Below are 13,044 nucleotides of genomic sequence, written 5' to 3' on the forward strand. Positions count from 1 at the left end.
TCGCACGCGACCGAGGGAGGGATGAAATGGCTCGACCACCAGGACACGGACCTGCCTACGAGGTCAAGCGACAGGAAATCATCGATACGGCCGCGGCGCTATTCGCGAAAAAGGGTTATGCCGCGACCGGGATCATCGAGATCGGTGACACGGTCGGCCTTGCCAAGGGTGCGCTGTACTACTACATCGGCTCCAAGGAAAATCTGCTCGTCGAAATCCAGGGCAGGGTGCTCGACCCGTTGTTGGTCGTCGCCGCGCGCATCCAGGAGTTGGATGCTGCGCCGCTGGTCAAACTTCGGTTGTTGTCCGAGGAATTGCTGAATGTCATATTCGGGCGCCTGGACCATATCTGGGTGTACGAACACGACTATCGCCAACTGACCGGCGAGAATCTGTCCCGCATGCTCGAGAAGCGCAAGGAAGTCGAGAATGTCGTGCGGTCGCTACTGGTCGACGCGATGGACGACGGATCGCTGAGCAAGGCCGATCCGACCCTGGCCATGTTGCAGTTTCTCAATATGCACAACCGCACCTATCAGTGGCTCGATCCGGATAAGCGGTGGGATGCGAAATTCCTGTCGAAGTCCTACTGCCACACCCTCTTCAATGGCTTCGCTGACGGCGAATGTGATCTCGAGGCGCTGGAGGCGCAGGTCGAGGCGCAGACGGTGGCGAGTAGCGCCTAGCATCTGGTCGATCCGAACGCCGCGTTCGACAACCGTGTGTTGTCCGACGCGGCGTTCGGCGTTTCCGGCGGTCGGCCCGCGAGACCTTGACAGAATTGCGGTTTTGGTTTTGTATACCGAGTGTTCTAATTAATTGACAGTCCCGACATGGGAGGCCGGCATGGGTTCGAGGCTCGAAGGCAAGACCGCGGTGGTGACCGGCGCAGGTGGCGCGCTCGGCTCGGCGGTCGCGCTGCGCTGCGCCGAGGAGGGGGTTCGCGATCTCGTCCTCGCCGATGTCGATGTCGATGGCATGGCTTCGCTAGCGGATACATTGCGCGCCAAGGGAATTACCGTGGCAGCGGAGCGGCTGGACGTCGCCGATGGTGACGAATTCGACGCACTCATCCGGTCCGCGGTCGAGCGCAGCGGCACCGTCGATGTGCTGGTGAACACCGCGGGCATCGTGTCGCCGAACGCCCGCATCCACCACCTGTCCACCGAGGACTGGCAGCGCACCATGTCTGTCAACCTGACCGGCACTTTCCATGGCATCCGTGCCGTAGCCCGCGCGCTGCGCAAGAAGTCGAATGTCTCCATCGTCAATATCGCCTCCGTCAGTGGGCTGACCGCTTGGGCTTATGCCGCGCCATATTGCGCCTCGAAGGCTGGGGTGATCCACCTGACCCGCGTCGCCGCACTCGAATACGCCAAGGAGGGGATTCGGGTCAACGCCGTATGTCCCGGCACCTTTCCGACGGCTGTGCACGACGGCCTGCCCGCCGAAGCGATGAATGCGATCGAGGCGAAGCATCCGCTCGGATTCGGTGCGCCCGCCGACATCACCGGCGCGGTCGTCTATCTCGCCAGCGATGAATCGCGTTGGGTCACCGGGCATTCCCTGGTCGTCGACGGCGGCTACTCATTGCCGTGATGTGGCGCAACCGTCGCGAATGGTTGTCTGCCGCGCCACGGTTGATTAGTCTGATCGGTACAGAAAACTTTCAGCTTCCTCTTCACAGCGAAGGCCCGTGAATGTTCAACTTCGCCGCCGTATTCGACCGGAACGCGCAACAATACGCAGCCGAAATCGCACTGTCCGAAGGCGATCGGGCGTTGACCTACGCCGAACTGCGCACCCGCGTGCATGCGCTGGCCCTCACGCTGCGTGAGCTGGGAGTCGCACCGGGCGACATCGTCGCCGTGCTGCTGTACAACCGGATCGAATTCGTGGAAACCATGCTCGCGGCCAATCACATCGGCGCCGCGATCATGCCGCTCAACTATCGGTTGTCTCCGGCGGAATGGCAGTACATTCTCGAGCATTCGAATGCCGGTGCCATCGTCACGGAGTCCGAGTTCACCACGGGCATCGACGCATTGGCCCCGTCCTTGCCGCAGCTGCGACACCGCGTGACGCTCGATGCGGCACCTGATCCGTCGTGGCTGGAATACGACGCGCTGGTCGCGCCGAATATCGGCCGGACGACGGACGTGGTCGATGTGGAACCCGATGCGCTGCAACGACTTATGTACACCTCGGGAACGACCTCGCGCCCGAAGGGTGTGATGATCTCCCACCAGAACCTGACCTGGAAGAATCTTGCGCACATCCTCGAGTTCTCGCTGACCGCCGCGGACAACACCCTGGTCTGCGGCCCGCTCTACCACGTCGGCGGAATGGATCTGCCGGGCCTGGCCACCTTCCACGCTGGTGGGCGATTGAGCCTGATTCGCCGTTTCGACGCCGCCGCGGTAGTGGACGCGATCGAACAGCTTCGCCCGACCAATGTCTGGCTGGCGCCGTCGATGATGAACGCACTGCTGCAACTGCCCGATATCGCCGAGCGAGACACCTCATCGATCCGCTTCATCACCGGTGGTGGCGAGAAGATGCCCATCCCGCTGCTCGACCGGATCGCCGATGCGTTCGCGGATGTCTGGTTCGCCGACGCCTACGGTCTCACCGAAACCGTCTCCGGCGATACCGTCAACGATGTCGAGCACATGCGATCGAAGGTCGGCTCGGTCGGGCGGCCGGTGGCCGATGTCGAGGTCGCCATTGTCGACGAGCGCGATACCCCTGTTCCGGCCGGACAACTCGGCGAGATCGTCATCCGCGGGCCCAAGGTGACGTCCGGCTATTGGCGTGACGAGGCGGCCACCCGCTCGGCCCTGCGCAACGGATGGTTTCACACCGGCGATATCGGCCGCCTCGACGAAGACGGCTACCTCTACATCGAGGACCGCAAGAAGGACATGATCGTCTCGGGCGGGGAGAATATCGCCACCCCGGAGGTCGAACGGGTGCTGTACGAGTATCCGGATGTGGTCGAGGCGGCGGTCGTCGGCATGCCCCATCCGCGCTGGGGCGAGGTGCCGAAGGCATTCGTGGTGCTGCGCGCCGGCAGCCACTTCGACGCCGAGGCGCTGAAGGATTTCTGTCGCACCCGCTTGGCGAAATATAAAGTGCCCGCGGAGATCGAATGCATCGACTCTTTGCCGAGAACTCCTTCCGGGAAGGTGCTCAAGCGCGTATTGCGCGACGGGACCGCCTGAGTTCACGCGGCTCTCGCACACCCTCGGACGCTGTCGCACAGCGACTCTCCGCACGACACGCCGGGCTGAAAACCAGAAGCTTTGCGCGAGCTCGGATTTGACCGAGGTTGAGGTAGCGACGGGCTCATCCCGACATTGGTCTCATCAGGATGGGGCCGTTGCGCCCGCCGATATGACCTGGCGGGATTTCCTGGTGCAGGCCAGGCTGATTCGGGCCATGGTCGCACTTGCGCAGCCGGGAGTGAAACATCCTGGAGGTCGCCATGTCGGTCGGCTTCGGCAGCGCCAGCGCCTTCAGTCGCGCCCACCGTAGCTTCGCGGGCTGCACCCCGGTTGAGTACCGCCACGGGGTGGCGGCCCGATGAGTCGGCCATGGTGTAGCCAGGTACACCATCCATTCGGGACCGCGCTCCCTAGCCCCGGCACGTCATCGCCGGCATCGTCGAGGTAACGTCCACCTCGGAGTGGAGAACGTCATTCTCCGGGTTTCTCGCCAATGGCGCCGGTTTTCGCTCAAGCTGATTACCTGTGCGGCGCGCTCCGCAGCTCGAGGACTGCCGGGCCGGGCCCGCGGCCGCAACAGGAGGATCGGATGACGACAGTAGGTATCGCGACCGGCGCGGGCCGAGGCATGGGCAATTCGTGTGCGCAGCGCATGGTCGACACGGTGGATGTATTGCTGCTCGTCGACCGGGACGAGGCGACGGTGACCACGGCGGCCGAGGAACTGGACCAGGCCGGGCGCGCGAGCACTGAACCATTCGTTCTCGACATCACCGACGTCGACGGGTTGGCCCGACTCGCAGCGCGCACAAGCGAACTCGGCACACTGCGTGCGGTCGCGCACGCGGCGGGCATCTCGCCGAGTATGGGGGATTGGCGCCGGATCTTCGAGGTCGACCTGATCGGCACGGCTCGACTGGCCGAGGCGCTGAGGCCGCTCGCCTCGACGGGCACGGCGCTGGTGTGCTTCGCGTCCATGTCGCCGCTGCTCGATCCCAGCGTGCCCGATCCCACCGCTTTGGCGATCCTGGATGATCCGCTCGACGATAAGTTCCTGGAGCGCATGCGTGAGACGCTCGGCGTATCCATCGAGAATTCGGGCATCGCGTACAGCTGGGCGAAGCGCGGCGTGCACCGGTTCGTCCAGCGGGAGGCGCTGCGCCTCGGTCCGGCCGGTGCGCGCATCTGTTCGGTATCGCCTGGCATCATCGCGACGCCGCAGGGCAAACAGGAAGCCGAAGAACATCCGATCATGGGCAAACTCGTCGAGGGCTCCCCGCTGCGGCGGATGGGCAAAGCGGGTGAAGTGGCCGCCGTAGTCGCATTCGCGCTGTCCGATCAGGCGAGTTTCCTCAATGGCATCGACCTGCTCGTCGATGGCGGTGCTTATGCCGCGGTGCAGGTCGCGGCCGGGAAATAGGTTTACTCTTTGTCGGGCTCGGCCGCTCATGGCCGAGCTTGATCTCTGCTGCGGGGCCGACGACTTTCCTTGATTGTACCGACCGATAGGTCTAACATTCGATTGTTGCCCGGCACGAGGCAATCGAACGGGAGTCGCAGATGAGGTTTGTTCACGAGGCAGTCGCGTGACCGCGCCGGATCGAGTGCTGGTGGTCGGTGCTTCGGCGGCCGGACTGTCGACGGTGGAATCGCTGCGGCGCAAGGGGTTTCAAGGTCCGATAACGGTGCTCGGCGATGAGTCGCATGCGCCCTACGATCGGCCGCCGCTGTCCAAGCAGGTGCTCTCCGGTGCGTGGGCACCGGATCGGGCCGCGCTGCGCAAGCAGGAGATGCTGGCGGCGTTGGATGCCGAATTCGTACTCGGCGCCGAGGCGACGGGATTGGATCCGAAGACCCGAACCGTGCGCACTGCTGCCGGGCACGAATTGCGGGCGGAGGCGGTGGTCCTCGCCACAGGTGTGCGGGCGCGGACATTGCCCGGTCAGGACGACCTGACCGGCGTGCACGTATTGCGCACCCTCGACGACGCATTGGCGCTACGGGCGGATCTCCTGATCAGCTCGCGGTTGGTCGTCGTCGGCGAGGGTGTCCTCGGTGCCGAAATCGCCGCCACCGCACGCACACTCGGGCTGGACGTGACGATGACCGGTCCGCAGCCAGCCCCCATGGCTTTGCAGGTCGGCCCGATGGTGTCGAAACTGTTGGCGGACTTGCACACCGATCGCGGTGTGCGACTGCGACTCGGCACCGGCGTCGTCGGCTTGGACGGCGCGGACGGTCGGGTTACCGGCGTGCGGCTCGACACCGGCGAGTTGCTGGCCGCCGATGTGGTGGTGGTCGCGATCGGCGCGGCCCCGGCGACCGACTGGCTGAAAGACAGTGGACTGCAGCTCGATAACGGTGTGGTCTGCGATTCTCGCTGCCGCGCCGCCGAGGGAATTTACGCCGTCGGCGATCTGGCGCGGTGGCATCACGAGCAATTCGGCGAGTTGATCCGCCTGGAGAACCGGACTAATGCCACCGAGCAGGCCGCGGCCGTCGCAGGTGTGATCATGGGGGAGGACCAGCCATACGTGCCGGTGCCCTACTTCTGGACCGATCAATTCGACGTGAAGATCCAGGTGCACGGCAGGCTTCCCATCGGCGCCGAGGTCGACCTCGTCGACGGTGACCAGGCGGGCGGAAGGTTCGTCGCGCGGTACCGCGACTCGGGTGTGGTCACCGGTGTCCTCGGCTGGAATATGCCCAAACAGACTCGCCTGCGCCGACAGGAAATCGTCGATGCGCTCGCCAGTCCGGCCGCTGCCAGCGCTCGGCCCTGATTGCCTTCAGCCCCAGCTCAATTCACCGAAAGACCAGGAGAGACCCCATGAAGGTTGTCATCGACGAAGACAAGTGCGTCGCGGCCGGACAATGCGTTGCCGCCGCTGCCGAGGTCTTCGACCAGCGCGACGAGGACGGCATCGTGGTGCTGCTGAACGAACATCCATCGGCCCAACAGGCCGAGGACGTCCGTCAGGCGGCGGCTATCTGTCCCGCGATGGCGATCTCGATCGAGGAATGAAATGTCGACCCAAGGAGAGCCGATCATGACCGAGACCGTGGATATCCCCGAATACCCGACGCCGCGAGATGCCAAGTGCCCCTTCCTGCCTCCGCCGGAATTGCGTGAATTGCACACCGCGGGTCTGCCGCTCTCGCGGGTGCGTACCTGGGACGGCCGGACCCCGTGGCTGATCGCCTCGCACGCCGCGCAGCGACAGGTCATGGCCGACCCGCGGGTCAGCGCCAACGACCATCTGCCCGGATTCCCATATATGACCCCGGCCATCGCCGAGACGATCCACGACCGGCCGAAGACGCTGTTCGACACCGACGGCGCCGAGCACGCGCGGTTGCGCCGGATGCTGACGAACTCGTTCACGCGCGGGCGGATGGAGAAGGTTCGCCCGGCGATCCAGCGGGTCACCGACGAACTCATCGACAAGATGTTGGCGGGGCCCAATCCGGCCGATCTGGTGGAGGCGCTCTCGCTGCCGCTGCCGTCGCTGATGATCTGCGAGCTCCTCGGCGTCCCGTACGAGGATCACGACTTCTTCGAGGAACACGCCAAGATCACCAATGGTCGGGAGGTGACCCCGGAAGAGAACAACGCCTCGAATGCGGCGCTCGGCGCCTACCTGGGCAAGCTGATCGTGGCCAAGATGGAAAACCCCGAAGAGGACGTGGTCTCGGACCTCGCGGCGCGGGTCAAGGCGGGCGAGCTGGATATGCCAGGCGCCACCATCATGAGCATGATCATGCTCATCGCGGGTCACGAGACCAGCGCGAATATGATCACGCTCGCGACCGCGCTACTGCTGCAGAATCCGGACCAGCTGGCGCTGCTGCGCGAAACCGAGGATCGGAAGGTCATCGCGGGCGCGGTCGAGGAACTGCTGCGCTACCTGACCATCCCGCATCTGTTGCAGCGGCGCATCGCCACCGAGGACATCGAGGTCGAAGGTCACACGATCCGAGCGGGGGAGGGCATCATCAGCTCGTTGCCCGCGGCCAACTTCGACCCGGTGGCCTTCCCTGAGCCCGAGAAGCTCGATCTCCAGCGCGAGGCGCGCCATCATCATGCGTTCGGCTGGGGTCCGCACCAGTGCATCGGCCAGCAGCTCGCACGCATCGAGCTCGAGGTCGTATTCGGCACCCTCTACCGCCGCATCCCGACGCTGCGGCTGGGAGTCGACTTCGACCAGCTGAGGTTCAAGGGTGATTCGCTTGCCTACGGCATCTACGAACTGCCCGTCGCCTGGTAGCGAACAGTATCCTCATTTTAAAGCCTGGATCGACCGGTACAAGTATCTCCGATACAAGGACCGGATGCGCCCGACCGCCGCCATCCCTGTCACCGATGTTCCGGACGCGGTCGCCGAGATCGAACGCTGTGCCCGCGCCGGGCTCGGGGCCATCCTGCTGCCGGAGCTTCCGCCGGCGCCGTACTGGTCGCGGCATTACGACCCGATCTGGGCGGCCGCGCAGGCCAACGGAATGCCGGTGTTCTTCCACGTCGCCACCGGCGGGGTTTCGGTCAAGGAGGAAACTTCGGAGACGGCGGTCACCGTCAAGGGGCTGATGATGGCCGTCAATATGGGCAAGGGGCAGCTCGCCAGCTCGCGGAGGTTCCCGAGGGCGTTTGACCCGCGCTCGCGTGCCCGGAGCGCGGACCGCTCCGGGCACGTCGCGTTGTCAGTGCACCCGCGTCGGCCGGATTCGCCTCCAGATCCTTGGGGGGCTACCACGGCGCCGTTGCCGGGGAGTGGGAATGTCGAGCACTCCCACCCAGAGTCGAATCCACCCAGCCGCGAACCCGGCTTCATCGGCGGATCGAGCTGTCAGAACAGGTAGCGTCCGCCGTTCACGCTGAGCGTCTGTCCCGTGACATAACCGGCTTCGTCGGAGGCCAGGTAGGCGACCGCGTGGCCGATGTCCTCCGGCTGCCCGGCCCGCTTCATCGGCATATGCGCCGCCGCCGCTTCCACATCGATGGTCTGGCGGGTCAGCGGGGTATCGATGAATCCGGGCGGAACGTGGTTGACCGTGATTCCCTGTTCGATGAACTCGACCGCCAACGCCTTCGTCAAGCCGATCACGCCACCCTTGGATGCCGCGTAGTGGGCCATGCCCGGGGCTCCGGTCTGCGCGGACGATGAGGAGATATTGATGATCCGGCCCCACCCGGCCGTGAGCATGTCGGGGATCAGTGCCTGCGTGACCAGGAAGGGACCCTTGAGATTGATCCCGATCATCCGATCCCAGGATTCCTCGGCCAAGCTCGTGAAGGGCTCGTATGTGGTGATTCCGGCATTGTTGACCAGCACGGTGACGGGTCCGAGCTCGGCGTGGGTGCGGGCTGCCGACTCGGCGATGGCGTCGGCATTCGCCGCGTCGCCCGCCACCGCGATGGCTGTACCGCCCGCCTCGCGGATCGCGGCGGCGGTCTTCTCGGCGTTTTCGAGGTTCAGATCCCAGATCGCGACCGCGGCGCCTTTGGCCGCGAGTACGGTCGCGATGGACTTGCCGATCCCGCTACCGCCGCCGGTGACGACGGCGATCTTGCCTGCAAGTGACATTTTCGTTCCTTTGCGTCGAAATCGGTTGCCGGGCTGGGCTATTCACCCAGCGCGGCCCTGGCGGCGGTACGTGCCGCGGTCGCGCGCGGGAATCCGGCATAGCCGCTGGAGTGGTAGATGACCTCGGCGATCTCGTCCTTGGTAAGTCCGTTGGTCAAGCCGATTCGGACGTGGTGGCCGAACTCGTTCTCGGCTCCGAGTGCGATCAGGATGCCGAGGGTGACCAGGCTGCGATCGCGTGGCGTGAGCCCCTCCCGGCCCCACAGCTGGGCCCAGACGCTGACCAGACCGATCTCGACGAGGTCCTCGCCGATCTGGCCGTCACGCAGGTCGATATCGCCCTCGGGAAAGACGCCGGGGAGGGCCGCGCGCATCACCGCGAGACCTTCGGTGCGCAAGTCGGTGTCCTTGGTTGTCATCAGCGACTCCCATCGCATTCCGTGGTGCTACTGGTAGTCGGCAATCTTAGAACAATCGGTCGGTACAATCAATGCTGGAGGGGCTGTTGATTCCGACCGGATTCGGCTCTAGTCTCGTGACCAACGTCATAGACCGACCGGTCGAAACATCTTTGGCGTCGTACAGCAGGCGACCCATTCGAGAATTGGAGAACGTATGAGTGGATCGGCGAACGCCGCTGGTGCGACAGCTGACGCGGTCGACGTCCTGGTGATCGGCGCGGGCGTGACGGGCATCTATCAGCTGTACCGGGCCCGCGAGGAGGGCTTCACAGTCGAACTGCTCGAGGCGGGCGACGGCGTCGGCGGGACCTGGTACTGGAACCGCTATCCCGAAGCGCGTTTCGACTCCGAAAGCTACACCTACGGCTACCTGTTCTCCAAGGAACTGTGGGAAGAGTGGGAGTGGTCGGAGCGGTTCACCGGCCAGCCGGAGAACGAACGCTACTTCAACTTCGTGGTCGACCGATTCGATCTGCGCCGGCACATCCGGTTCGGCATCCGGGTGACCGCCGCGGAATTCGACGAGTCGGCCGGGATCTGGACGGTGCGCACCGATGACGGCACCGAGCATCGCGCGCGCTTCCTCGTCGCCGCGACCGGTGTGCTCTCGGTGCCGTTCATCCCGGAGGTGCCCGGACGCGAGAGCTTCGGCGGCCAACAGCATCACACCGGCCGCTGGCCGACGACCCCGGTCGATTTCACCGGCAAGCGCGTCGCCATCATAGGCACCGGATCCAGCGGCGTGCAGATCGTTCCGGCCATCGCCGACCAGGTCGCAGCGTTGACGGTGTACCAGCGGACTCCGGACTGGTGCACGCCACTGAACAACGCGCCGCTCACCCCGCAGGAACGGGCCGAGATCAAGGCCGACTTCGAACGCATCCGCGAGTCCCTGAACACCTCGCCGAGCGGATTCCTGCATGACTTGCCCAGCCGCTTTTCTGCCGACGATACGGCCGAACAGCGACAGGCCTTCTTCGAAAAGATGTGGAACAGCCCGGGTTTCACGAAGTTGACCGAAAACTACATCGACTTCACGACCAACCCCGAAGTGAACAAGGAATTCTGCGAATTCATCGCGGACAAGATTCGCGGCATCGTCACCGATCCCGAGACGGCCGAGAAACTCATCCCGAAGGACCACATCTACGCCGGTCGGCGTCCCCCCTTCGTGACCGGCTACTTCGAGGCATACAACAAGCCGAACGTTTCGCTCGTCGCGCTCAAAGAGACCCCGATCATCCGTATCACCGAGACCGGAATCGAGACGGCCGAAGGCCTTCGCGAGTTCGACATCATCATCTGGGCGACCGGCTACGACTTCGGTACCGGTGCACTCAATCGGCTCGGCGTCCGCGGCCGCAATGGCCTTGCGCTCGAGGACTATTGGGCGCAAGGGCCCAATACCTACCTGGGCATCGCGACGGCGGGTTTCCCGAACTTCTTCTTCCCCGGCGGACCGCACGGCGCACTCGGCAACAATCCGCGCTACGCCGGTGACCAAGTGGACTGCGTCATCGGTGCGCTGGTGCACGCGCGCGACAACGGTTACGAAGTCATCGAGGCGGACCCCGCCGCGGAGGCGGAGTGGACCGAAACGGTCAACGGCAGCGGGTCGCTGTTCTTGGAGAGCAGCTATTTCTTCGGGTCGAACATTCCCGGCAAGGCGGTCAAGCAGCTGCTGAATCCGACCGGGCGGCCCAACCTGCAGCGGCTGATCGCCGAACTCACCGCGAACGAGTACTCGGCATTCATCTTGTCCAAGGTTGAGGAAGCGGCCGCTTAATAGCGCTCGAGCAGGCAATTTGCGTTCAACGATGGAGAGAAAATGAGCGAATCCAACGAAGCCCGGATCGCGGCCGGTGTCCGTGCGGCGATCGGCGCCCACACCCAGGCACAGGACGCGGGGCAGGCCGATGAAATCGTGGCTCTGTACGCACCTGACGGGGTGCTCGAGATTCCGGGCATGGACCCGATCAGCGGTCACGACGCATTGCGGGCGGCATTCGAAGGCTGGGCGCCGACGGCACCACAGCGTCACCTCGTGGCCAACACCTTGATCACCGCGGTGAGCGCGCAGGAGGCGACGGCCGTCAGCGATGTGGCCTTCTTCCAGCGCGGCGAGACGGGGTGGGCGGTGCAGGTCGTCGGTCGATACGAGGACACGCTGCGGCACAGTGACGGAGCCTGGGTGTTCCAGCACCGCAAGACGACGTACCTGACCTAGCGACGCCGAATCCGCCGGAACCAGAACATCTTTGGAGAATCAATGAGTGAGTCCACCCAGGCGCAGGTCGCGCACGGGGTCCACACCGCCATCGCCGCGTACGCGCATGCGCTCGACGACGGACGTACCGACGATATCGTCGCGCTGTTCAGCCCCGATGGCGTCAGCGAGATCATGGGCGTCGGCACCTTCGAGGGCCATGAAGCCATCCGTCAGGTCTATGCCGGATTGCTGCCGACCCAACCGCAGCGGCACCTGGTGGCCAACACCGTCATCACCTCCTGGTCCGAGGATGAGGCGACCGCCAACAGCGACCTGGTCTTCCTGCAGCGCGGCGAATCGGGTTGGGCCGTGCTGATCGCGGGCCGCTACGAGGACACCCTGCGTCGCGATGACAGCGCATGGCGGTTCCAGCACCGCAAGACCACCTACGTGATGTAAGAGAGATAGGAGCAACCCGTGACGAAACGGTGGAAGCAGCGCCCGCCCGGCTCGAACTGGGGCGATTTCGGCGACGACGATGAGTTGGGGCGGGTCAACCTGCTCACCCCGGAGAAGGTTCTGCAAGGGGTGCGCGAGGTCGAACACGGCATCACCTTCAGCCTGAGCCTGCCGCTGGACTATCCGGGCGGTACCGCGCTGAACCAGCGCCGGTATCCGCCGATCCTGCGGCCCACCGAGGATCTGGCGCACAACCAGGACACCTTCTACAACGTCGTCGCGCGCGACAAGATCGCCCCCAGCTTCATCGATCTGTGGAGCGACGACGTCGTGACGCTCTGGCTGCAGTACTCCACGCAGTGGGACTCGCTGGCGCATCAGGGCGCGTTGTTCGACGCGGATGGCGACGGTGTCGCGGAACCGGTGTATTACAACGGTTTTCGCCCCGGCACCGATATCGTCGGTCCACAGGAGGACGCCAAGGGCGACGGCAGCGGGAGCGTCTCCTTCGCCAAGCATCTCGGCTGCGAGCACATGGCCGCGCACGGCATGCAGGGTCGCGGTGTCCTGATCGATGTGTCGCACCTCGGAAGCGACTGGCAGCCGGTCGATTTGAAAATGCTCAAAGACATCATGGCGAAGGACGATGTCGTGGTGGAACCGGGTGACATGCTCCTGCTGCACACCGGGTTCGCCACTCAGGTTCTCGCCTGGGAGAAGAATCCGGGGCCGGAGATCCAGGCCATGTATCCCTACCTCGACGCGACGGATGAGTCGCTGCTGGAGTGGATCGCCGAATCGCAGATCTCGGCGCTCGTCTCGGACAACTACGCGGTCGAGGGCTGGGCACCGGATAGCGAGACCCCGCACACACTGCTGCCGATCCATAACCTGTGCCTGTTCAAACTCGGCATCCCGCTGGGTGAGCTCTGGTACACCGAGGAATTGGCGACGTGGCTGCGGGAACACCAGCGCAGCCGCTTCCTGCTGACCGCGCCGCCACTGCGCCTGCCCGGGACGATGGGCAGCCCGCTGACCCCCGTCGCGACCGTCTGACGCGGGCCGCCGGCATCCAGGGTTCGGTTCGGTGCAGGTGAGGTGTAAAG

15 protein-coding genes are annotated in these 13,044 nt (G+C 64.7%); 13 read left to right on the forward strand and 2 right to left on the reverse strand.

The genetic code is table 11. From position 1 onward, the window contains the following. The first annotated feature begins 26 nt into the window (after positions 1–26). From ACIBI6_RS26140 to ACIBI6_RS26180, 9 genes are all read left to right on the forward strand, one after another. On the forward strand, positions 27–686 hold the full coding sequence (locus ACIBI6_RS26140; protein WP_364342413.1) for a TetR/AcrR family transcriptional regulator: 660 nt from the start codon (positions 27–29) through the stop codon (positions 684–686). Positions 687–846: 160 nt separating this feature from the next. Beyond that, positions 847–1,599, forward strand: coding sequence for an SDR family NAD(P)-dependent oxidoreductase (locus tag ACIBI6_RS26145; protein ID WP_396958187.1), 753 nt, complete (start codon positions 847–849; stop codon positions 1,597–1,599). A gap of 101 nt (positions 1,600–1,700) precedes the next feature. Continuing rightward, positions 1,701–3,224, forward strand: coding sequence for a long-chain fatty acid--CoA ligase (locus ACIBI6_RS26150; protein WP_396958188.1), 1,524 nt, complete (start codon positions 1,701–1,703; stop codon positions 3,222–3,224). A gap of 251 nt (positions 3,225–3,475) precedes the next feature. After that, positions 3,476–3,589, forward strand: a complete 114-nt coding sequence (locus ACIBI6_RS26155; RefSeq protein ID WP_396958215.1) for an AraC family transcriptional regulator — start codon at positions 3,476–3,478, stop codon at positions 3,587–3,589. A gap of 227 nt (positions 3,590–3,816) precedes the next feature. Continuing rightward, positions 3,817–4,647 (forward strand): SDR family oxidoreductase, encoded by an 831-nt coding sequence (locus tag ACIBI6_RS26160; RefSeq protein WP_396958189.1) that lies wholly within the window; start codon positions 3,817–3,819, stop codon positions 4,645–4,647. A gap of 166 nt (positions 4,648–4,813) precedes the next feature. Next, a complete protein-coding gene (locus ACIBI6_RS26165; RefSeq protein WP_396958190.1) occupies positions 4,814–6,010 on the forward strand; it encodes an NAD(P)/FAD-dependent oxidoreductase in 1,197 nt (398 codons plus the stop codon). 47 nt (positions 6,011–6,057) lie between these two features. After that, positions 6,058–6,252, forward strand: a complete 195-nt coding sequence (locus ACIBI6_RS26170; protein WP_364342398.1) for a 4Fe-4S domain-containing protein — start codon at positions 6,058–6,060, stop codon at positions 6,250–6,252. Between the two features lie 25 nt (positions 6,253–6,277). After that, the gene (locus ACIBI6_RS26175; RefSeq protein ID WP_396958191.1) at positions 6,278–7,495 is read left to right on the forward strand and encodes a cytochrome P450; all 1,218 of its coding nucleotides are present in this window, start codon (positions 6,278–6,280) and stop codon (positions 7,493–7,495) included. Then, on the forward strand, positions 7,449–8,084 hold the full coding sequence (locus tag ACIBI6_RS26180) for an amidohydrolase family protein (RefSeq protein ID WP_396958192.1): 636 nt from the start codon (positions 7,449–7,451) through the stop codon (positions 8,082–8,084). The genes ACIBI6_RS26175 and ACIBI6_RS26180 overlap by 47 nt, the downstream gene beginning before the upstream one ends. On the opposite strand, the gene ACIBI6_RS26185 is transcribed toward ACIBI6_RS26180, so the two are convergent. Both ACIBI6_RS26185 and ACIBI6_RS26190 read right to left on the reverse strand, forming a co-directional pair. Continuing rightward, complete coding sequence (locus ACIBI6_RS26185) at positions 8,072–8,809, reverse strand: SDR family NAD(P)-dependent oxidoreductase (protein ID WP_396958193.1); 738 nt, start codon at positions 8,807–8,809, stop codon at positions 8,072–8,074. The two genes, ACIBI6_RS26180 and ACIBI6_RS26185, sit on opposite strands and share 13 nt — an antisense overlap. A gap of 38 nt (positions 8,810–8,847) precedes the next feature. Continuing rightward, on the reverse strand, positions 8,848–9,228 hold the full coding sequence (locus ACIBI6_RS26190; protein WP_364342383.1) for a carboxymuconolactone decarboxylase family protein: 381 nt from the start codon (positions 9,226–9,228) through the stop codon (positions 8,848–8,850). 196 nt (positions 9,229–9,424) lie between these two features. Here ACIBI6_RS26190 and ACIBI6_RS26195 point away from each other — a divergent pair, with 196 nt between their 5' ends. From ACIBI6_RS26195 to ACIBI6_RS26210, 4 genes are read left to right on the forward strand one after another with little or no spacing between them, the layout of a single operon-like run. Beyond that, positions 9,425–11,056, forward strand: coding sequence for a flavin-containing monooxygenase (locus tag ACIBI6_RS26195; protein ID WP_396958194.1), 1,632 nt, complete (start codon positions 9,425–9,427; stop codon positions 11,054–11,056). A gap of 42 nt (positions 11,057–11,098) precedes the next feature. After that, complete coding sequence (locus ACIBI6_RS26200) at positions 11,099–11,497, forward strand: nuclear transport factor 2 family protein (protein ID WP_364342377.1); 399 nt, start codon at positions 11,099–11,101, stop codon at positions 11,495–11,497. Between the two features lie 42 nt (positions 11,498–11,539). Next, positions 11,540–11,938, forward strand: coding sequence for a nuclear transport factor 2 family protein (locus tag ACIBI6_RS26205; protein ID WP_364342374.1), 399 nt, complete (start codon positions 11,540–11,542; stop codon positions 11,936–11,938). An 18-nt stretch (positions 11,939–11,956) separates the two neighbouring features. After that, positions 11,957–12,994, forward strand: coding sequence for a cyclase family protein (locus tag ACIBI6_RS26210; RefSeq protein ID WP_364342371.1), 1,038 nt, complete (start codon positions 11,957–11,959; stop codon positions 12,992–12,994). Positions 12,995–13,044: the final 50 nt, after the last annotated feature.

Origin of the sequence: Nocardia sp. NPDC050412 (assembly GCF_044458825.1) — a bacterium.
GTDB lineage: Bacteria > Actinomycetota > Actinomycetes > Mycobacteriales > Mycobacteriaceae > Nocardia.

What these genes read in the sequence shown, in the direction of transcription:
- ACIBI6_RS26185 (WP_396958193.1), bottom strand. Translation starts at nt 8,809, where the DNA reads ATGTCACTTGCAGGCAAGATCGCCGTCGTCACCGGCGGCGGTAGCGGG.
- ACIBI6_RS26150 (WP_396958188.1), top strand. Translation starts at nt 1,701, where the DNA reads ATGTTCAACTTCGCCGCCGTATTCGACCGGAACGCGCAACAATACGCA.
- ACIBI6_RS26205 (WP_364342374.1), top strand. Translation starts at nt 11,540, where the DNA reads ATGAGTGAGTCCACCCAGGCGCAGGTCGCGCACGGGGTCCACACCGCC.
- ACIBI6_RS26170 (WP_364342398.1), top strand. Translation starts at nt 6,058, where the DNA reads ATGAAGGTTGTCATCGACGAAGACAAGTGCGTCGCGGCCGGACAATGC.
- ACIBI6_RS26190 (WP_364342383.1), bottom strand. Translation starts at nt 9,228, where the DNA reads ATGACAACCAAGGACACCGACTTGCGCACCGAAGGTCTCGCGGTGATG.
- ACIBI6_RS26200 (WP_364342377.1), top strand. Translation starts at nt 11,099, where the DNA reads ATGAGCGAATCCAACGAAGCCCGGATCGCGGCCGGTGTCCGTGCGGCG.
- ACIBI6_RS26175 (WP_396958191.1), top strand. Translation starts at nt 6,278, where the DNA reads ATGACCGAGACCGTGGATATCCCCGAATACCCGACGCCGCGAGATGCC.
- ACIBI6_RS26195 (WP_396958194.1), top strand. Translation starts at nt 9,425, where the DNA reads ATGAGTGGATCGGCGAACGCCGCTGGTGCGACAGCTGACGCGGTCGAC.
- ACIBI6_RS26160 (WP_396958189.1), top strand. Translation starts at nt 3,817, where the DNA reads ATGACGACAGTAGGTATCGCGACCGGCGCGGGCCGAGGCATGGGCAAT.
- ACIBI6_RS26145 (WP_396958187.1), top strand. Translation starts at nt 847, where the DNA reads ATGGGTTCGAGGCTCGAAGGCAAGACCGCGGTGGTGACCGGCGCAGGT.
- ACIBI6_RS26140 (WP_364342413.1), top strand. Translation starts at nt 27, where the DNA reads ATGGCTCGACCACCAGGACACGGACCTGCCTACGAGGTCAAGCGACAG.